The organism is Streptomyces sp. NPDC107550 (assembly GCF_055639095.1).
Genome location: NZ_JBVKBC010000007.1, coordinates 28,124 through 46,762, shown reverse-complemented (window position 1 = coordinate 46,762; position 18,639 = coordinate 28,124). Strand labels below are relative to the sequence as shown.

Sequence of the window (18,639 nt, the reverse complement as noted above, 5' to 3'; positions counted from 1 at the left end):
TCCCCCGCTTCGGTCACCGGCACTGGTCCGTCCGGGGCACACGGCAGCCGGGGCAGGGCGGCGCGGGGCGGCGGTCACGGACGTACAGGCGCAGTACGGCGCTCTTGCGGACGACCTGGCGGCGGACGGTGAAGTCGCGGCGCAGCAGGGCGAGTTTGGCCCGCTCGACCGGTACCTCGCGCGGCTGCCGGTAGCGGCCGCGGCTGAACTCGCCGTCGATCAGCACCCACAGCCGGTCCAGGCAGGCCATGCGGGCGGCGAGTGCGCGGGGGCGTACGTCGGTGCCGTACAGGGTGCCGGAGGCGGGGCCGGGGGTGGCGAGGGAGACGTCGCGGGTGTGGGCGAGGGCCGCCGGGTACGCCTCGGCGACGCGGCGCACCGCGAGCGGCAGGTACAGGACGCGGTCGCCGGGCCGGACCTCGGCGGCGACGGCGCGGGCGACGGAGCCGTAGTCGTCGCGGCGGCTGCCGGGGGCGCGTTCGGCGCTGTGGCCGGGCAGTTGGAGCACGAAGGCGGCCAGGACGGCGAGCGCCCCGCACAGCGCGCCGGCCGCACGCGGGGAGGGCAGCCTCCGCACAGGCGGGAGGCGGCGGGAGGCGGCGCGCAGCACGGCGTCGCCGCCCGCGGCCGTCAGCAGGGGCAGTCCGGCGCAGGCGAAGAACACGTACCGCTGCACGTACAGCGGATGGAGCTGGGAGACGGCGAGGAGCAGGGCGGGCGGCAGCACGGCCAGCGGGAGGGCGACGGCGACGAGCCCGAAGGGCTGCCCGGGGCGGCGGGCGGGCGGCCGGACGAGCGCGAGGGCGGCGAGGGCGAGCGTGACGGCGTACACGGCGAGGGGGTGGCCGGCCGCGCGGGCGAGCAGGGCGCGGACGTCGGCCGGGCCCGGCGCCCTGATCCAGCCGACCTGCCCGCTCTGGCCGGCGGCGACGGCCGCGAGCGGCAGCAGGAGCAGCACGGCGGCGCCCGCGGCGAGGGCCCAGCCGCGCAGGACCGCGCGCGGGGCGCGGGCGGCGGCGAGGGTGACGGCGTGCGCGGCGAGCAGCAGCACGGCGAACTCGTGCAGCCAGCAGGTGACGGTGAGGGCGGCGCCGTACGCGCACCAGGCGGCGGGCCGGGGGCGGGCGGCGGCCCGGGTCAGGGCGAGCGTCGCGGCGAGGGCGCCGGCGGCGACGAGCGCGTAGGAGCGGCCCTCTTGGGCGAAGTAGCTGGTGAAGGGGGTGACGGCGTAGAGCAGGCCCGCCCACAGGCCGACCCTGGGGCGGGCGAGGCGGGTGCCGAGCGCGGCGACGAGGCAGGCGGCGGCGGTCGCGCCGAGCACCGAGGGCAGCCGCAGGGTGACCTCGCCGGGGTGCAGCCGCAGCAGGGCGTGCGACAGGAGGTAATGCAGGCCGTGGACGGCGTCGACAGCTTCCAGGGTGCGCAGCAGTTGCGGCAGGGGACGTTCGGCGACGATGACGGTGGCGGCCTCGTCGCGCCACAGGGTGCCCCGGTCGAGGCCCCACAGTCCGAGCCCGAGCATCACGGCCCCGGGCACGGCGACGGCGAGCGCGCGGGCGCGGCGGTCCGCGCGCGGGGAGGCGGTCGGCATGGCACGAGCCTGTCCGACCCGGCGCCGGGCACCGGGCCGGGCGGGCTCGTGCCGCGCGGACGTCACCCGTTCGACAGGGGGCGCGCGGCGGGGCGGGTCACTCGATGACGAGCCGTACGTCGATGTTGCCGCGGGTGGCGTTGGAGTAGGGGCAGACCTGGTGGGCCTGCTCGACGAGGGAACGGCCCGTGTCGGCGTCGACGGTGTCGGGCAGTTCGACGCGGAGCACGACGGCGAGCCCGAAGCCCTCGCCCTGCTTGCCGATGGAGACCTCGGCGGTGACGGCGGCGTCGGCGACGTCCACCTTGGCGGCGCGGCCGACGAGCCCGAGGGCGCTGCCGAAGCAGGCCGCGTACCCGGCGGCGAACAGCTGCTCGGGGTTGGAGCCGCGGGCGTCGCCGCCCATGGCGGTGGGGATGCCGAGCTGGAGGTCGATCACGCCGTCGGAGGAGACGGCGCGTCCGTCGCGGCCGTGGGTGGCGGTGGCGACGGCGGTGTAGAGGGCGTCCATGGGTGCTGCCTCCGGGAAGGGCGGGATGGGGTGGGTGGGGCGCGGTCCGGGCGTCCGTTCCGCACCCCATAACTACAGCACACAATTGAGTTGCGCACAATTGAATCGCGTACGGGCCAGAGCGCTACCCTGGGCCCATGGCCAGCCACCACACCCCGGACGACCCGCCCCACGGCCCCGACGGCGACCCGCTCCGGAACGCCGACGACCTGCTCCGGCTCGACCGGCAGATCTGCTTCTCGCTGAACGCGGCCTCGCGCGCCTTCGGCGGTGTCTACCGCGCACTCCTGAAGGACCTGGGCCTGACCTACCCCCAGTACCTCGTCATGCTGGCGCTGTGGGAGGCGCCGGCCGCCGGCGGGCTCGCGGTCAAGCGGCTCGGCGAGCGGCTGCGGCTCGACTCGGGCACGCTGTCGCCGCTGCTCAAGCGGCTGGAGGCGGCGGGGCTCGTGCGCCGGGAGCGCAGCGCGCACGACGAGCGTTCGGTGACGGTGACGCTGACAGAGGCCGGCGTCGCGCTCAAGGGGCCCGCGGCCGAGGTGCCCCGGCGGATCGCCGCCGCCACCGGCTTCCGGCTCGACGAGATCGAGGAGCTGCGCGAGCGCCTGAACCGCCTCACCGACGCGCTCGACAACGCCCAGATCTGACACCCCGGCACCCCCGGCCGGCCAGCCCACCCCGGGCGCCCGCACCCCCGTACACGCACACCCCCGCAACGGACGCCCCCGTACGCACGCGCCCGCCGGAGGGAATCCGGCACGGCGTAACCCACCGGAACGACAATCCGGACATACGCTCACCACTCGTGATCGTCGATCTCCCGGACCAGAGTCCGACCACCCGGCGCCCCGTCCACGCCACCTGGGTCCGCGCGGGCCGCCTGAACCGCCCCGCGCTCATCGCCACCTGGCTGCTCACCCGCGCCGGGATGCTCGTGCTGCTCGCCCGCGACGACAGCCACCCGCTCGGCGTCGGCGGCGTGGCCCGCGAGGTCCATGACCTGTACGCGCACTGGTTCACGGTGCTCTCCAGCGGCACGTTCCCGGTGGGCGACCCGCTGTGGCAGTACCCGCCCGGCGCCGGTCTCGTGCTGCTCGCGCCGGGCGCCGTGCCGGGGCTGAGCTACTTTCAGGCGTTCGTCGCGCTCACCCTCGCCGCCGACGCGGTCATCACGTACGCGCTGGCCCGGGGCGAGCACGAACCGGGCGGTGCCTGGCTGTGGACGGCGGGACTGCCCCTGCTGCTGCACATCCCGCTCGCCCGCTACGACGTCGAGGCCACCGCGTTCGCCGTCCTCGGCCTGCTCGCGCTGCGCCGCTCCCCCCGGGCGTGCGGGGTGCTCGCCGCGTGCGGGGCGCTGATCAAGGTCTGGCCCGCGCTCACCCTGCTCGGCACGCCCCGGGGGCGCACGACCCGGCGGGCGTGGGGCGCGGCGGTCGCGGCGGGGGCGGGGCTGCTGCTGGTGCTGGCGCTCGCGTTCCGTGCGCCGTTCTCGTTCCTCGGCGAACAGGGGTCGCGGGGCGTGCAGATCGAGTCGCTGGGCGGGACGGTCCTGTCGTTCGCGCGGCTCGCGGGCTGGCCGGGCCGGGTCCGCTACCGCTACGGCGCGATGGAGTACGTCGGCCCGCACGTCGAGACCGTGGCGACCGCCTCCGTTGCGCTGACCGCGCTGGCCCTCGGGGCGCTGCTGTGGTGGCGGGTGCGGGCCGTGCGGCACACCGAGGCCACGCCGTACGACGCCGCGCTGTGCGCCGTCCTGATGTTCACCGTCACCAGCCGGGTGATCAGCCCGCAGTACCTGATCTGGCTGCTGGGCCTGGCCGCCGTCTGCCTCACCTCGCGCCGCACCACCCAGCGCCCGGTCGCCCTGCTCGTCGTCGCGGCGGCGGCCCTGAGCGCGCTCGCCTTCCCGGTCCTGTACGCGGACGTGATGGCCGGCACCTGGACGGGCGCTCTGCTGATGGCCGCCCGCAACGGTCTGCTCCTCGGAGGGGCAGCACTGTCGTTCGGTTCCCTGTGGCGCGCCACGAAAAATTAAAATCTACCGCTTACCGGACAATTACCTGATACGCCTACGATCGAGAATGTGGATCCCATCGCGCCTCACGAGTCGAGCCCAGCAGCCCCGGCGCCGTCGGTGACGGTGGTCGTCATCGGGTACAACGACGCCTCCCATGTCGGCGAGGCAGTGCGCTCCGCCCTGGCCCAGGGCCCGGCCGTCGCCGAGGTCCTGGCCGTGGACGACGCCTCCACCGACGCCAGCGCCGACATCCTCGGCGAACTCGCCGCACGCGAACCGCGGCTGACGGTCGTTCGCCGCACGGAGAACAGCGGCGGCTGCGGCACCCCGCGCAACGACGGCATCGCCCGCGCCACCTCCCCGTACCTCATGTTCCTCGACAGCGACGACGTGCTGCCGCCCGGCGCGGTCGACGCGCTGCTCGGCGCCGCGCTCCGGCACGGCGCCGAAGTCGCCTCCGGCCTGTGCGTGCGCCGCGAACTGCCCGACGGGCGCGAGATCCCCTGGCAGCCGCGCCTGTACGCGCGCGCCGCCGTCGTCCCCCACCCCACGCGCCGCCCGCGCCTCGTGCACGACACGCTCTGCGTCAACAAGCTGTACCGCACGGACTTCCTGCGCGAGCACGCCCTGCGCTTCCCCGACGGCCGTTTCCTCTACGAGGACTTCGTGTTCACCGCGCGCGTCCTCGCCGCCGGGCCGCGCATCGCGCTCGTGCCCGACCCCGTGTACGTCTGGCATGTGCGCCGGGCCGCCGACAAGCTCTCCCTCTCGCTCGACCGCTCCGGCATCGACAACTGGCAGGCCCGCCTCGACGCCCACCGCGCCTCCGTGGACATCCTGCTCGCCGCCTCGCAGAAACGTCTCGCCCGGGCCGCCCGCTCGCACTTCCTCAACCACTCGCTGCGCATGTACGCGCGCGAACTCGACCAGCGCGGACCCGAGTACCGCGCCGAGTGGTGGCGCCGCACCCGCACCTACCTGGAGACCTTCGACGCCGCCGACTTCGAGTCCGCGCCGGCGCCCGGCCGCGTCGCCGGCCGGCTGGTGCTCGCCTCCCCCGAGCCGCGCGACCTGCCCCGGCTCAAGGAGGTCGCCGCCCGCCCGGCCCGGCTGCTGCCCCCGTACGCACGGGCCTCCGACGGCACGCCCGTCTGGTCCGACGACCTGCCCCAGGTGACCCTGGAGCATCTGCTGCACCGGCCCGTGCGCCTGCTGCCGGTGGCGGTCGACGGACGGCTGCGCCCGCGCGCGCGGGGCACCCGGCTCCGCCTGGACCTGCACGACCTGTACGGGCGCGTGGCCGACGCGGGCCCGCACACCGTGGACGTGGAAGTCGTCGACCGCCGCCGCTCCGCCGTCGTCCAGCGCCGCACGGCCGCCTTCGCGCCGGTGCCCGGCGACGGCGAGCTGTGGACGACGGAGGTGCTGCTCGACCTCTCCGCGCTCGGCGGGGGCACCTGGGACGTGCGGCTGTGCCTGCGGTTCGCCGACGGCACCCGGCGCGAGACCACCGCCCACGCCGTGCGCGGCCCCGGGCTGCTGCGCCGCGCCGCCGTGCCGAGCCGCCGCCACGGCGTGCTGCTCGCCCAGCCCTACGCCACGCACTCCGGCGCGCTGGCGCTGCGTACCGCGCCCGGTGTGCGCGGCGTCGCGTCGGTGCTGCGCCGCAGGGTGGCCCGCCTGTTTCACTGAAGTTGTTTCACTGAAGGCGACCCGAACGTACCTGTACGCGGCCTGAACGCGGCCTCCGTGCACTTCCCCCGACGACGAGGAGAACCGGACCGACATGACCTGGCTGATCACCGGCGGGGCCGGCTACATCGGAGCGCACGTCGTACGGGCGCTGCGCGCGGCGGGCCTCCGGGCCGTCGTCTACGACGACCTGTCGACCGGCGTGCGCGAGCGGGTGCCCGCGGGCGTCGACCTCGTCGTCGGCTCCACGCTCGACCGCGCCCTGCTCGACCGCACCCTCAGGGACCACCAGGTCACCGGCGTCATCCATCTCGCGGCGAAGAAGCAGGCGGGCGAGTCGGTCGAACAGCCGCTGCGCTATTACCGGGAGAACGTGGAGGGCCTGCGGGTGCTCCTGGAGGCGGTGGACGCGGCGGGTGTCGGCACGTTCGTGTTCTCCTCGTCGGCCGCCGTGTACGGCATGCCCGAGGCGTCGGCGCTCACGGCGGGCCTGGTCACCGAGGACACGCCGTGCGCGCCGATGAGCCCGTACGGCGAGACCAAGCTGGCCGGCGAGTGGCTGGTACGGGCGACGGGCCGCGCGACCGGGCTGCGCACGGCGTGCCTGCGGTACTTCAACGTGGCGGGCGCCGCCTCCCCCGACCTCGCCGACACCGGCGTCTTCAACCTGGTCCCGATGGTCTTCGAGCGGCTGGACGCGGGCGAGGCGCCCCTCGTCTTCGGCGCCGACTACCCGACCCCGGACGGCACCTGCGTACGCGACTACATCCACGTCACCGATCTCGCCGAGGCCCATGTCGCCGCCGCCGAACGGCTCGCTCGCTCCCCCGAGGGCACCGACCTCACCCTCAACATCGGGCGCGGCGAGGGCGTCTCCGTACGGGAGATGATCGACCTGATCGCCGCCGAGACCGGCCAGGACACCGAACCGGCCGTCACCGCCCGCCGCCCCGGCGACCCGGCGAGCGTCGTGGCCTGCGCGGACCGCATCGCGGAGGAACTGGGCTGGCGCGCGAAGCGGGACGTCCCCGAAATGATCCGCTCCGCCTGGCAGGGCTGGCGCCACCACCACCCCGGCACCCGGTGAGCACCGGCCCCGGGCGGCCGGCCCGGCTGCGGCCGCTACGGGCGGCGGCGGACGCAGCGGTCGCCGGTGTCGTTCGCGCTGCCCCGGACCCGCCGTTCCTCCGGATCTCCGCGGGGGTCGGCATGAAGCGACACCCCCTCGTGCTGCGGGGACGGCCCATGCGCTGAGGAGCGGCATGGAGGAGGACGAGCGCGTCAGTCGGCGTCCGGCCGCCGGAACACCTCGGTCGGGCGCCACGGCTCCGGAGCCGGCGGCAGGTCGGGGAACGTCGGCAACTGCACGCGGCCGGCGCGGCGGGCAGGGGAGCCCTCCGTCGTCTCCTTCACGGCCGCCTCGAAGTCCTCGACGACCCCGGCGGCAGTCCACTGGACCCCGTCCCACTCCTGAACGGCGCGAGGTTCGTCCGCATCGACGTGCGCTCCCCGCCCGCGCTCGCCGAGCGGCACGAACCTCCGCTCGCCGACCTCGGGCCTGCGCGATGCCCGCCGTTCGGCCCACTCCTCAAGCGGTTCGTCAGTCATGCGTCCCAGTCTGCCGCGCCCCCGCGCTCAAAAGCACCGGCACCCGTCACAGGGTGACGGTCCAGTCCTCCCGCGAGAGCGTCGTCCTCCCCTCCGGGGTGATGGTGACCTTGTTCTCAAGGCGCCGAAGATCAATGGTGAGGGGGACCGCCATCTTCGTCTCGGACCCCTCAGGGCCGACCCGTTCGACGCCCTGATGCCGCTGTGGAGGCACGAGTTGGACCGGCGAGATTTCCTGCGGGCCTCCGCCTACTCGGTGGCGGCCGCCGCCCTGCCGCTGGAGAGCGTCATCGACCTGGCGGCCCGTACCAAGGCCGCCGCACGCAGCGGCTCGGTGATCGGCATGGCCGAGGTGCAGGCCGTGCGCGACATGGTGTCCGCGTTCTCCGAGATGGACGAGCGGCACGGCGGGCAGCACGGGCGCAGCGCGCTCATCACCTACCTGCGCGATGACGTGGCCCCGTTGTGCCGGGGCCGGTTCCGTACCGACGAGGTGCGCCGGCAGATGCTGTCGGCGGCGAGCCGCGGTGTGCACCTGGTGGGCTGGAAGGCGTACGACGCCGGGTCCCAGGGTCTCGCGCAGCGCTACTACTTGCAGTCCTACGCGCTCGCCGTGGAGTCGGGGGTACGCGGCCAGGACGGCTTTGTGATGCGCACGATGGCGATGCAGGGCCTCAAGCTGCGCCGTCCCGAGCACTGCCAGGGCCTCGCGGAGTCCGGCCTGAACCGGGCCAAGGGACACGTCGACGTGCAGACGGAAGCCCTGTTCCGCGTCGTCAACGCGCATACGCTCGCCAAGAGCGGGCAGCGTGATGCCGCCGTGGCGGAGACGGCCCGGGCGCACGCGCTCCTCGATGGCGCGCGCGGGGACGAGGTGCCGTTCTGGGCGCTGGCGTGGGGGCCGCCGAGAGCGTCGGTGCACTCACGAGCCGCGAAGGTCCTCGAATCGCTGGGCGACAGGCGTGGCGCGGCCGTCGAGTACGCGCGCGCGGCGGCGGCCCGACCGGCGGACGTCTACGCGCGGATCGTCGCCCTGGATCTGGTCGCGGAGGCCGAGACGCACCTCCACCAGGGGCACATCGAACAGGCGTGCGCGACGTGGGCGCGGGCCATGGACCACATGGCCGGCGTCAGGTCCGTACGCACCCGCAAGGCGGTCAGGGACATGAGGCGGCGGTTGCGGCCGTTCCAGGCGCGCGGTGTGCGGACGGCGCGGGACCTGGACGTACGGGCCCGGGACTTCCTGAGGGCCTGAGGGCCCGAGAACCCGCATCCCCATCCGCACCCGCACCCGCACCCGAGAACCCCTGCGAGCCCCAGACGCCCCCGCGTCAAAGCGCCCGCAGCCCCGCCGCCGTCGCCGTCGCCAGTTTGCGGAGGTGGTTCTTGGGGAGCGCGGGGGTGCGGACGACGACCGCCCGCCAGTACAGGGGGCCCGAGATGAGGTCGAGGGCCAGGTCCTCGTCGAGGTCCGCGGACAGCTCGCCGCGCGCGACGGCCGCCCGCACGATGCCGCTGGCCACCCCGTGCTGCCCCTCGCGCAGCGCCTTCTCCAGCGCCTCGGCGATCTCGGGGTTGCGGGCCGCCTCGGCCTGGAGGTCGGGGATGATCTGGCCGGCCACCGGGTGGCGCAGCGCGCGCGAGGTGACCTGGTAGAGCAGCAGCAGGTCGTCCTCCAGGACGCCGGTGTCGGGCGCGGGCAGGCCCTGGACGGCCATCGCGGAGACCAGGTCGAGGACGAGGTGCAGCTTGGAGCGCCAGCGGCGGTAGACCGCCGTCTTGCCGACGCCCGCGCGGCGCGCGATGCCCTCGATGGACATCCGGGCGTAGCCGACCGCCGCCAGTTCCTCGAAGACGGCGGTGCGGATGGCCTCGGTGACGTCTTCGCGCAGGACGGCGGCCCCCGCCGGGGCCCGGCGACGCGTCGGCTGGGAGGAGTCGGCGTTGGTCGTCATATGGCAAAGCATAGGTTCCGAGACGACGAAACGGTTGCGTTCCGACGCGGGACCGCCCTACGCTCACGTCACGACGATACGGACCCGTCCCGACGTGAACAACGGATGAACGGACGGCGTCACGGTCGCCGGATCACCACCCCCCGAGCGAAAGCAGCGGTCGTGAGTCAGGTTCTGGACACGTCCCCCGCGCCGGCGGCCCCGGCCCCGGAGGACCCGGCGGCACTCGCCGCCCGGTACGGACTGAGCGTCAGCGGTGCCCGCCCCGCCCTCTCCCAGTACGTGCGGCAGTTGTGGCAGCGGCGGCACTTCATCACCGCGTTCGCCACCGCCAAACTCACCTCGCAGTACAGCCAGGCCAAGCTGGGCCAGGTCTGGCAGGTGGCGACCCCGCTGCTCAACGCGGCGGTCTACTACCTGATCTTCGGCATCCTGATGCAGACCAGCAAAGGCGTGCCGGACTACATCCCGTTCCTCGTGACGGGCGTGTTCGTGTGGACGTTCACGCAGTCGTCGGTGATGGCCGGCACGAAGGCGATCTCCGGCAGCCTCGGCCTCGTACGGGCGCTGCACTTCCCGCGCGCGTCGCTGCCGATCTCGTACTGCCTCCAGCAGCTCCAGCAACTGCTGTTCTCCATGGCGGCGCTCGTCGTGATCCTGCTGTGCGCGGGCGTGCCGCCGACCCCGCACTGGATCCTGGTGCTGCCCGCGCTGACCCTGCAGTTCGTGTTCAACACCGGGCTCGCCCTGGTCATGGCCAGGATCGGCGCCCACACCCCGGACATCGCGCAGCTCATGCCGTTCCTGCTGCGTACGTGGATGTACGTGTCCGGCGTGATGTGGAGCCTGACCCGGCTGACCTCGGGGCGACACATCCCCGGGACCGTGACGACGCTGCTCCAGGCCAACCCGGCGGCGCTCTACATCGACCTGATGCGCTACGCCCTGATCGACACGTTCCACTCCGACCAGCTGCCGGCCCACGTGTGGCCGCTCGCCCTCGGCTGGGCGCTGGTCTCGGGCGTCGGCGGTTTCATCTACTTCTGGAAGGCTGAGGAGACGTACGGCCGTGGCTGACACCCTCACCGGCGCGCGCGCCGGACACGACAACGCATCCGGCGAGCCGGTCCCGACGGTGATCGCGGACCGCGTCGACATCGTCTACCGGGTCAACGGCACGGGCGCCGGGCGCGGTTCCGCGACGGCCGCGCTCAGCCGGATCGTCGGCGGCAAGAAGAAGGCCGAGCGGCGGGCGGGCGTACGCACGGTCCACGCCGTACGGAACGTGTCGTTCACCGCGTACAGGGGCGAGGCCATCGGCCTCATCGGCACCAACGGCTCGGGCAAGTCGACACTGCTCAAGGCGGTCGCGGGGCTGCTGCCCGTGGAGCGGGGCCGGATCTACACCGACGGGCAGCCGTCCCTGCTCGGCGTGAACGCGGCGCTGATGAACGACCTCACCGGCGAGCGCAACGTACGGCTCGGCGGGCTGGCGATGGGCATGTCCCGCGAGCAGGTACGCGACCGCTACGACGGGATCGTCGACTTCTCCGGCATCAACGACAAGGGCGACTTCATCACCCTGCCGATGCGCACGTACTCCTCGGGCATGGCGGCCCGCCTGCGGTTCTCCATCGCCGCCGCCAAGGACCACGACGTCCTGCTCATCGACGAGGCGCTGGCGACCGGCGACCGCGCGTTCCAGAAGCGGTCCGAGGAGCGCATCCGCGAGCTGCGCAAGCAGGCCGGCACGGTCTTCCTGGTCAGCCACAGCAACAAGTCGATCCGCGACACGTGCGAGCGCGTGCTGTGGCTGGAGCGCGGCGAGCTGCGCATGGACGGCCCGACCGACGAGGTGCTAGCCGCGTACGACGAGTTCACGAACTCCACGAAAGGCGGCACATAGGACGCCGGCCACCCGCTCGGGGGAACGCGCGCGCCACGCCGGGCGTCTTCTCTTACCGAGGCTCACCGTACTCACGTACAGCGCTTACCATTTTGTCCGTTTAATGCAAATATGGTGCGCTGGGCGGATCACAGCGGAACAGCGGAGGGCGGGAGGTCGCGTGCGGCGCTTCGACGAGCGGCCCCTCCTTCACGTACGGCACCGGCCGGGACCGCTGTCGCGTCCGCCCCGCAAGCCGTCCGCCGACCCGGGCGGCGGACGCGTCCCTCGCGCCCCCGGCGCGTACGTACGAGCAATTCCGGGCGGCCCGCCGCGACCGGGGCGGGGCCGGGCAGCGCGCCGGGCCGCCACCCGGATGGCGGCGGCCGTCACGGGGAAGGCGGTTGTCTGACATGCCGAAGCTGAGCGTCATCGTGTACGGGCCCGATGTGCAGGGCCTGCTCGGGCCGTGCCTGGACGCGGTCGCCGAGCAGGTCGCCGCGCGGGACGGCACGGGAGGCGGCGACGGCAAGGACGTCGAACTGGTCGTCGCCGCGGTCGGCGGCCCGGCGGCCGACGTGGCCCGCGCCCGCACCGCGCCCGTCGCGGCCCGCGCCGCCGTCCTCGCGCTGCCCGAGGACACCACGGACGGCGCGGCCCGCGCCGCCGGCGCGGACGCGGCGCGCGGCGAGTGGCTGTGGTTCGTGCACGCCAAGGACCGCCCCGCGCTCGGCGCGCTGCGGGCGCTGACCGCGCGCGTCGCCGAGGTCCCCGAGGGCGTCGACGTCGTCCTCGGCGACCATGTGCGCTCCACCTGGCGGGCGCGCGGCGCGAACGGCGCCGACGGCGGCCGCCTGGCCCGCCTCGGCCGCCGCGATCTGCCGCTCGCCGAGGCGCCCGACCTGCTGCGCACGGCCCCGCTGCTCGGCACCCGCGCCGTACGCGCCGCCTTCCACCACGCCCACCCCGAACTCGCCGACGCCCGCGAGATGTTCGCCGCCCGCGCGGGTTTGATCCTCGCCGAGCGGATCGCGGGCGTGGAGCAGGTCCTGCTGGACGTACGGGAGTTGCGCCCCGAGAGCCTGCCGCCCGTCCCCGCCGAGGAGCGTTACGCCCTCATCGACGCCTACGAGCGGCTCCACGCGCTCATGCGGCGCCTCGACACCCCGCCCCGCCCGCGCGCGCTCCTGTACGACCTGATGGCGACGGAGACGATGCGGGTCGTCGCCCGCGAGAACATGCCGGACGCCGTGGCCCGCGAGTTCTTCCACCGCGCCTCGTCGGCCGCCGTGCGCTGGCGTCCGGCAGGACACCGCCATCCGGCGGGTCTGGAAGGGATGCGCCGCCGCCTGCTCGAAGAGGACGCGTACACCCGCTACCGCGCGTTCCAGGCGGCCAACCAGCGGCGCCGGGCCGTGAAGACGGCCGTCCGCGAGGGCAAGCGGCTCGCCGGACAGCAGGTGCGCAGCCGCCAGTACCACCGCGCGCTGCGCGCCCCCCTCGCCCCGGACCTCGCCGTGTTCACCGCGTACTGGGACCGCGGCGTCGCCTGCAACCCGGCGGCCATCGCGGCGAAGCTCGCCGAACTGGCCCCGCACATCCGCCCGGTGTGGGTCGTCTCCAAGGCGGCCGAGCCGCTGCTGCCGCCCGGCACCCCGCACGTCGTACCCGGTACGCGCCGCTACTGGGAGGTGCTGGCCCGCGCGAAGTACCTCGTCAACAACGTCAACTTCCCCGACGCCGTCGTCAAGCGCCCCGGCACGGTCCACCTCCAGACCCACCACGGCACCCCGCTGAAGAAGATGGGCCTGGACCAGCTCGACTACCCGACCGCCTCGCGCGGCCTCGACTTCGACGCGCTCCTCGCGCGCGTGGACCGCTGGGACTACAGCGTCAGCGCCAACAGCCACTCCACCCGCATGTGGGAGCACGCCTACCCCTCGCGCTACGTCTCCCTCGACCACGGCTACCCGCGCAACGACGTGTACTACAGCGCCACCGCCGACGACATCAGGGCCGTGCGCGAGCGCCTCGGCATCGCCCCCGGCCGGCGGGCGGTCCTGTACGCGCCGACGCACCGCGACTACGAGGCGACCTGGACGCCCCGCCTCGACCTCACCGCCCTCACCGACCGGCTCGGCGACGACACCGTGTTCCTCGTGCGCGGCCACTACTTCTACGGCGGCGCCGCGTCCCCGCTGGCGAGCCTGCGCCGCAGCGGCCGCGTCATCGACGTCTCGACGTACGACCCGGTGGAGGAACTGGCCCTGGCCTCCGACGCGTTGATCACGGACTACTCCTCGATCATGTTCGACTACGCCAACCTGGACCGGCCGATCATCAGCTTCGCCGACGACTGGGAGACGTACTCCCGCACCCGGGGCGTCTACTTCGACCTCCTTGACCTGCCGCCGGGACCGGTCGCGCGCAGCCAGGAGGAACTGACGGAGATCCTCGCCACGGACGCCTGGCGGGACACCGCGTCGGCCCGCGCCCGCGACCGGTTCCGCCGTGTGTTCTGCGAGTTCGACGACGGCCACGCCGCCGAGCGTGTCGTACGCCGGGTCTTCCTCGGCGAGCCCGAAGAGGCGCTGCCGCCCGTCGTCCCCGTCGAGTCCCGCACCCCCGCGCCCACCCCCGAGGAGGCGACCCGCTGATGGCGCACACCCCCGACGTGACGGTCACGGTCATCGTCTACAACGACGCGGAACGGCTGCCCCGCGCGGTCGCCTCCCTGCTCGCGCAGACCCACCCCGACATCGAGATCATCATCAGCGACGACCACTCCACCGACGACACCCCGCGCGTGGCACGGGAGTTGGAGGCGAGCGACGAGCGCGTACGGTACCTGCGGCTGCCGGAGAACAGCGGCGGATGCAGCGCCCCGCGCAACCGCGCCCTGGAGATCGCCCGCGCGCCCTATCTGATGTTCCTCGACAGCGACGACGAACTCCCGCCGGACGCCGTGGAGTTGCTGCTCGCCGCGCACCGCGAGCGGCCCGACATCGACTTCGCCATGGGCGCGGTGGAGCGGGTCCGCGTGGACACCGGCCGCACCTCGACCTGGATGGCGCATCTGGTGGACCGGCGGCGCACGGTCGAGGGCATCGAGTCGGAGCCCGGCCTGTTCTTCGAGCACCTGTCGACGAGCAAGATGTACACCCGCGCCTTCCTCGACCGGCACGGCCTGCGCTTCCCCGAGGGCATCCACTACGAGGACCAGCTCTTCTCCGCGCAGGCGTACTGCCTCGCCAAGGCGTTCACCGTGATCCCCGAGCCGGTCTACCGCTGGTACATCGCCCCGTACGTCGCCGAGTCCGCCGCCTCCATCTCCAACCAGCGGCACAAGCTGAGCAACGTCCGCGACCGCATCCACGTACAGGAACTCATCGACGACTTCCTCGCGGAGGGCGGGTACAGCGCGGCGCTGCGGGAGGCGAAGGACTACAAGTTCCTCAAGCACGACTTCCGCATGTACGCGGGCGACCTGCCCTACCGCGACGACGCGTGGCTCAGCGGCTTCGCGGACCTCGTCGACCCGTACCTCGCGCGCCTGTCCCCCGCCGCGTACGCGCGCCTGCCGCGCCCCGAGCGGGTCGTCGCGCAGCTCGTACGGGACCGGCGCCTGGCCGACGCGCGGATCGCGGCGCGTGGCCTCGGGCACTCGGTGGCGCCGCGCACGACGACGCCCGACCCGTCCGGCGACGCCGTGTACTGGGGCGCGGAGGTGCCGGCGTCGGAGCAGGCGCGGCGCGAGCTGGACCTGAGCGAACTGGCGCTGGACGCGCGGCCCTTCCCCCGCGCCCAGTTCCGGCACGAGATCGTCTCGCTGACGCGCGGCGCGGGCCCGGCCTCGGTGGACCTGCTGGTGCGCACCTACGACCCGGGGCTGCGGCTGCCGGTCGGCCCGCAGATCGCGTCGCTGCTGCTGTCGCCGGGGCGGCGCCGGATGCGGGTGCCGTTCCGGACCGACCCGGTGCGTCCCGGGGTGTTCGAGGGGCGGGTGCGGCTGGATCTGACGGCGGCGCCGCTGCCGGTGCAGGGGTTCGCCGGGGTACGGCACCCGATGCTCCAGCTCCAGGTGCCGGGCGGGCTGCGCAACACGGGGCTGCTGCTCGCGCCGCTGGACTTCCCCGCGTTCACCGCCGACGTCGACCAGCACGAGGTGACGGTCGAACCGGAGGGCAGGGGCGCGGGGCGGCTCCAGGTGCGGTGGCTTCCGGTGGGGCTGCGGGCGCGGATGCTCGGCCCGGTCGCCCGCCGCGCCGCCACCCACCCCCTCACCCGCAAGGCCCGCCAGGTCGCCCGCCTGCTGCGCTGAGCCGGGGGCGGGGGCGGCTGGAGCGGGGGACGCGGTTCGGAGCACCGCTCACAAAGAAACCGCGCCCCCGCCCGGGGGCTCAGCCGCCGACCCGGTACAGGATCTGCCCGCGCGGCCCCACCGCCACCTTCTCCAGCGAGGTCAGCCCGCCGTCACTGGCGTAGGCGACGACCCACTTCACCCCGTACCGGCGCAGCACGTCCCGCCGCTGCCCGTCCGGGGTGCGGGGCGCGAAGTAGGTGCGTACGGCGTCCTCGCGGGCCTGTTCGTCGTCGAGGAAGAAGTCCGGGTAGCCCGGGGCGACCGTGTAGGGCCCGTACGCGGGGATCTGCCGGGCCGGGAACGTCTTCGCCATGACCACGTCCCCGTACTTCACCCACGGCGTGATCCAGTGGTAGCCCGTCCACGGCTCGCGGTACTTGTCGGCGACGGGCCCGGGCAGCGCCGAGCGCGGCAGGACGTAGCCGAGCGTCCCGGCCTGCGTCCACGCGCCCACGGCCAGCGCGAGCGCCAGCGCCCACCCGAACGCGACCCGCACCCCCTCCCGCGTCGCCGCGAACACCTCAAGGCCCGCCGCGACCTGCGCCGGGATCAGCACCGCCGGCAGCACCCGCCCCCACGACCAGTGCCCGCTGACCCCGCCGAGGACGAACACGGCGAGCCCGAACACGCAGAACAGCACCAGCGGGTCCAGGAGGCGCCGCCGGGCCCGGAGCACGAGCGCGGCCCCGCCGACCAGCGCGGCGAGCCAGAACCGGCCGGGCAGTTCGCGGTAGAGGGAGCGGTGGATCTCCTCCAGGCCGCCGACGCCGAACAGCGCGAAGAACGAGTAGTACGGCCACACCGCGAGCAGCACGACCCCGAGCGCCAGCCCCGCCGCGAGCCGCAGCCACACCTCACGGCCGGGGAACGGCCGCGCCCCGAGCACCATGGCGAGCGCCCCCAGCGTGGCGACGACCCCGGTGAACTGGTGGCTGAGCAGGATCACCGCCCACAGCACACCCGCCCCCAGGTACGCCCACAGCCGCGTCGCCCGCCGCAGCAGCGCCCACAGCCAGAACGCGCCGCCGAGCGCGCACGTCGAGGGGTAGGAGACGGTCAGGGCGAGGGAGTTGAGGCCGAGGAAGCCCGACCAGTTGAACAGGGTCGTCCCCCACAGCAGCACCAGGCACAGCAGCACCACCCCGCTCACCCCGGCCCGGCGCCACCTCCCGGCGGCGGCGCCCTCCGGGAACGTACCGACGAAGGACCACACGCCGCTGACGAGGACGGCCAGCGAGGCGAGGGCCGCGACGCGCAGCACGACGAACACCCCGAGGCCGCTCACCTTGGCCAGGCAGCCGAGGAGAAACGTCCAAGGGGTGTAGTACGGGCTCGGGGCGTCGGCGGCGACGAGCGGGTCGCCGGGGTCGAACAGGTCGTGCCGCAGCCGTTCGACGGTGGCCGCGTGCATGCCGAGGTCCCCGGCCCACGGCAGGCGCACCACGACGCCGAGCAGCAGGACGAGGACCAGCAGGGCTCCGACCCGGGCCAGGGCGTCAGCGGTGACGCGCATGATGCCCGAAGACCCACGTGCGGTAGACGAGGAAGCGGAACGCGGAGGCGAGCACGATGGACAGCGCCTTCGCCGCGTTGGAGGCGACCGGGCCCGTCATGTGCAGGCCGTGGTATCCCGCGTAGAACAGGGCGCTCTCCATGAGGACGCCGAGGCCGCTGAAGACGAAGAACAGGGCGATCTGGCGGCGGGTGCGGGCGGCGCGGTCGCGGTAGGCGAAGAAGCGGAAGCCCAGGTAGTTGGTGCCCATGGCGACGCAGCTCGCGGCGAGGGTCGCCGTCATCGGGCCCGAACCGAGGCCGTGCAGCAGGAGGTTGAAGACGAGGAAGTTGACGAGGACTCCGCTGCCGCCGACCACACCGAACTTGACGATCTCGAACGAGACGCGGCGCAACCGGACCAGCGCCGGGCGCGCGGGGGCGCCGTAGGGGGGCCGGGTCCCGGCGGGCGGGGCGGCGGAGGGCGAGGAGGCAGGGGCAGGGGCGGAGGCGGGGGGCGGTGCGGTGGAGGACGTGGGGGTCACCGCGCCCTCGCGCGCAGCTTCCACGGCATGGCGACGGACTCCAGCTGGACCATGAAGTCCATCTTCGACTCGCCGACCGTACGGTCCTCGAAGTGGATCGGGACCTCCATGCAGCCGAAGCCGCGGCGCAGCGCCCGGTACTTCATCTCGACCTGGAAGCTGTAGCCCGCGCTGTCCACGGAGGCCAGGTCGATGGCGCGCAGGGTGTCCTCGCGCCACAGGTTGAAGCCGCCGGTGATGTCGCGGACGCGGGTGCCGAGGATGGTGCCCGCGTAGGCGTTGGCCCAGCGCGACAGGAGCCGGCGATGCGCGCCCCACGCGTCGGAGAGGGTGCCGCCCTGGACGTAGCGGCTGCCGATGGTGACGCCGGCGCCGGTGGCGAGGGCGGTGCCGAGCATCTGGGGGACCTTGGCGACGGGGTGGGAGCCGTCGGCGTCCATCTGGAGCACGTAGCGGGCGCCCTCGGCGACGGCCTGCGCCATGCCCGCCGCGTACGCCCGGCCGAGGCCCTCCTTGCCGGCGCGGTGCAGGACGGCGAGGCGGTGCTCACCGAACCGCTCGGCGTACTCGTCGGCGATCCGGCCCGTGCCGTCGGGGCTGGAGTCGTCGACGACGAGCAGACGCAGGCCCGGAAGCGGCAGCGACATCAGCGCCTCGGCCATGCCGGGCAGGTTCCCCGCCTCGTTGTACGTCGGCATGACGACGGTGAGCGGGGTGGCGGCCCACTCGTCGGGCAGTGGGACCGCGCGGCTCGTCGGCTTCGCGTCGGGCTTCGACGGCATCGACTCTCCCTGATCTGTCTGACAATCGGGTCCACTTTAGACGGAATGTCCCACTTTGAAGCGGATTTGCGGCGGATGGCGAAGGCGCGTGCGCGCCTCGCGTCGCCGGGACAACCGAATCACGCCTGACCCCATCAGGTCAGACGAAGGCAGGAGACAGACAGGAGACAGGCAAGAGAAACGTGAGAACCGGCCC

General features: G+C 74.0%; 16 protein-coding genes. 9 read left to right on the top strand and 7 right to left on the bottom strand.

Features of this window, described 5'->3' with window-relative positions; all coding sequences use genetic code 11:
- Nucleotides 1–13 precede the first annotated feature (13 nt).
- Both ACZ7LY_RS12340 and ACZ7LY_RS12335 read right to left on the bottom strand, forming a co-directional pair.
- Nucleotides 14–1,591, bottom strand: a complete 1,578-nt coding sequence (locus tag ACZ7LY_RS12340) for a glycosyltransferase family 39 protein (protein WP_471624492.1) — start codon at nucleotides 1,589–1,591, stop codon at nucleotides 14–16.
- A 97-nt stretch (nucleotides 1,592–1,688) separates the two neighbouring features.
- The gene (locus ACZ7LY_RS12335; RefSeq protein ID WP_471624491.1) at nucleotides 1,689–2,102 is read right to left on the bottom strand and encodes an organic hydroperoxide resistance protein; all 414 of its coding nucleotides are present in this window, start codon (nucleotides 2,100–2,102) and stop codon (nucleotides 1,689–1,691) included.
- 137 nt (nucleotides 2,103–2,239) lie between these two features.
- On the opposite strand from ACZ7LY_RS12335, the gene ACZ7LY_RS12330 reads away from it, so the two are divergent.
- The 4 genes from ACZ7LY_RS12330 to galE all read left to right on the top strand — a co-directional run bounded on the left by ACZ7LY_RS12330 (nucleotide 2,240) and on the right by galE (nucleotide 6,901).
- Nucleotides 2,240–2,749: a MarR family winged helix-turn-helix transcriptional regulator gene (locus tag ACZ7LY_RS12330; protein WP_471624490.1), complete on the top strand. Its 510-nt coding sequence runs from the start codon at nucleotides 2,240–2,242 to the stop codon at nucleotides 2,747–2,749.
- Between the two features lie 281 nt (nucleotides 2,750–3,030).
- The gene (locus ACZ7LY_RS12325) at nucleotides 3,031–4,140 is read left to right on the top strand and encodes a glycosyltransferase 87 family protein (protein ID WP_471624705.1); all 1,110 of its coding nucleotides are present in this window, start codon (nucleotides 3,031–3,033) and stop codon (nucleotides 4,138–4,140) included.
- Between the two features lie 48 nt (nucleotides 4,141–4,188).
- Nucleotides 4,189–5,814 carry a glycosyltransferase family 2 protein gene (locus tag ACZ7LY_RS12320; protein ID WP_471624489.1) on the top strand — a complete coding sequence of 542 codons (1,626 nt, stop codon included), beginning with the start codon at nucleotides 4,189–4,191 and terminating at the stop codon, nucleotides 5,812–5,814.
- Nucleotides 5,815–5,908: 94 nt separating this feature from the next.
- On the top strand, nucleotides 5,909–6,901 hold the full coding sequence (gene galE, locus ACZ7LY_RS12315) for a UDP-glucose 4-epimerase GalE (protein ID WP_471624488.1): 993 nt from the start codon (nucleotides 5,909–5,911) through the stop codon (nucleotides 6,899–6,901).
- A 194-nt stretch (nucleotides 6,902–7,095) separates the two neighbouring features.
- Here the strand turns inward: galE and ACZ7LY_RS12310 are convergent, their stop codons facing one another.
- Nucleotides 7,096–7,422: a DUF6087 family protein gene (locus ACZ7LY_RS12310; protein WP_471624487.1), complete on the bottom strand. Its 327-nt coding sequence runs from the start codon at nucleotides 7,420–7,422 to the stop codon at nucleotides 7,096–7,098.
- A 217-nt stretch (nucleotides 7,423–7,639) separates the two neighbouring features.
- On the opposite strand from ACZ7LY_RS12310, the gene ACZ7LY_RS12305 reads away from it, so the two are divergent.
- Nucleotides 7,640–8,677 (top strand): hypothetical protein, encoded by a 1,038-nt coding sequence (locus ACZ7LY_RS12305; RefSeq protein ID WP_471624486.1) that lies wholly within the window; start codon nucleotides 7,640–7,642, stop codon nucleotides 8,675–8,677.
- 76 nt (nucleotides 8,678–8,753) lie between these two features.
- Here ACZ7LY_RS12305 and ACZ7LY_RS12300 read toward each other — a convergent pair whose 3' ends face one another.
- Nucleotides 8,754–9,377, bottom strand: a complete 624-nt coding sequence (locus tag ACZ7LY_RS12300) for a TetR/AcrR family transcriptional regulator (RefSeq protein ID WP_471624485.1) — start codon at nucleotides 9,375–9,377, stop codon at nucleotides 8,754–8,756.
- A gap of 162 nt (nucleotides 9,378–9,539) precedes the next feature.
- Here ACZ7LY_RS12300 and ACZ7LY_RS12295 point away from each other — a divergent pair, with 162 nt between their 5' ends.
- From ACZ7LY_RS12295 to ACZ7LY_RS12280, 4 genes are all read left to right on the top strand, one after another.
- On the top strand, nucleotides 9,540–10,454 hold the full coding sequence (locus tag ACZ7LY_RS12295; RefSeq protein WP_471624484.1) for an ABC transporter permease: 915 nt from the start codon (nucleotides 9,540–9,542) through the stop codon (nucleotides 10,452–10,454).
- Entirely contained in the window at nucleotides 10,447–11,283 is an 837-nt protein-coding gene (locus tag ACZ7LY_RS12290) for an ABC transporter ATP-binding protein (RefSeq protein ID WP_471624483.1), read from the top strand. Before ACZ7LY_RS12295 ends, ACZ7LY_RS12290 begins: the two co-directional genes overlap by 8 nt.
- A gap of 392 nt (nucleotides 11,284–11,675) precedes the next feature.
- Complete coding sequence (locus ACZ7LY_RS12285) at nucleotides 11,676–13,919, top strand: CDP-glycerol glycerophosphotransferase family protein (RefSeq protein WP_471624482.1); 2,244 nt, start codon at nucleotides 11,676–11,678, stop codon at nucleotides 13,917–13,919.
- Entirely contained in the window at nucleotides 13,919–15,583 is a 1,665-nt protein-coding gene (locus tag ACZ7LY_RS12280) for a glycosyltransferase family 2 protein (protein WP_471624481.1), read from the top strand. The genes ACZ7LY_RS12285 and ACZ7LY_RS12280 overlap by 1 nt, the downstream gene beginning before the upstream one ends.
- Before the next feature lie 79 nt (nucleotides 15,584–15,662).
- On the opposite strand, the gene ACZ7LY_RS12275 is transcribed toward ACZ7LY_RS12280, so the two are convergent.
- Genes ACZ7LY_RS12275 through ACZ7LY_RS12265 form a run of 3 tightly spaced genes read right to left on the bottom strand, consistent with a single transcriptional unit; the run spans nucleotide 15,663 to nucleotide 18,443 of the window.
- Nucleotides 15,663–17,138 (bottom strand): hypothetical protein, encoded by a 1,476-nt coding sequence (locus ACZ7LY_RS12275; RefSeq protein WP_471624480.1) that lies wholly within the window; start codon nucleotides 17,136–17,138, stop codon nucleotides 15,663–15,665.
- Nucleotides 17,122–17,685 carry a GtrA family protein gene (locus ACZ7LY_RS12270; RefSeq protein ID WP_471624479.1) on the bottom strand — a complete coding sequence of 188 codons (564 nt, stop codon included), beginning with the start codon at nucleotides 17,683–17,685 and terminating at the stop codon, nucleotides 17,122–17,124. The genes ACZ7LY_RS12275 and ACZ7LY_RS12270 overlap by 17 nt, the downstream gene beginning before the upstream one ends.
- The gene (locus ACZ7LY_RS12265; protein ID WP_471624478.1) at nucleotides 17,658–18,443 is read right to left on the bottom strand and encodes a polyprenol monophosphomannose synthase; all 786 of its coding nucleotides are present in this window, start codon (nucleotides 18,441–18,443) and stop codon (nucleotides 17,658–17,660) included. Before ACZ7LY_RS12265 ends, ACZ7LY_RS12270 begins: the two co-directional genes overlap by 28 nt.
- Nucleotides 18,444–18,639: the final 196 nt, after the last annotated feature.

Bases quoted from the DNA above. Each gene is read 5' to 3' on its own strand.
- ACZ7LY_RS12275 (WP_471624480.1), bottom strand. From the start codon at position 17,138: ATGCGCGTCACCGCTGACGCCCTGGCCCGGGTCGGAGCCCTGCTGGTC.
- ACZ7LY_RS12265 (WP_471624478.1), bottom strand. From the start codon at position 18,443: ATGCCGTCGAAGCCCGACGCGAAGCCGACGAGCCGCGCGGTCCCACTG.
- ACZ7LY_RS12285 (WP_471624482.1), top strand. From the start codon at position 11,676: ATGCCGAAGCTGAGCGTCATCGTGTACGGGCCCGATGTGCAGGGCCTG.
- ACZ7LY_RS12300 (WP_471624485.1), bottom strand. From the start codon at position 9,377: ATGACGACCAACGCCGACTCCTCCCAGCCGACGCGTCGCCGGGCCCCG.
- ACZ7LY_RS12280 (WP_471624481.1), top strand. From the start codon at position 13,919: ATGGCGCACACCCCCGACGTGACGGTCACGGTCATCGTCTACAACGAC.
- galE (WP_471624488.1), top strand. From the start codon at position 5,909: ATGACCTGGCTGATCACCGGCGGGGCCGGCTACATCGGAGCGCACGTC.
- ACZ7LY_RS12325 (WP_471624705.1), top strand. From the start codon at position 3,031: ATGCTCGTGCTGCTCGCCCGCGACGACAGCCACCCGCTCGGCGTCGGC.
- ACZ7LY_RS12335 (WP_471624491.1), bottom strand. From the start codon at position 2,102: ATGGACGCCCTCTACACCGCCGTCGCCACCGCCACCCACGGCCGCGAC.
- ACZ7LY_RS12330 (WP_471624490.1), top strand. From the start codon at position 2,240: ATGGCCAGCCACCACACCCCGGACGACCCGCCCCACGGCCCCGACGGC.
- ACZ7LY_RS12340 (WP_471624492.1), bottom strand. From the start codon at position 1,591: ATGCCGACCGCCTCCCCGCGCGCGGACCGCCGCGCCCGCGCGCTCGCC.
- ACZ7LY_RS12310 (WP_471624487.1), bottom strand. From the start codon at position 7,422: ATGACTGACGAACCGCTTGAGGAGTGGGCCGAACGGCGGGCATCGCGC.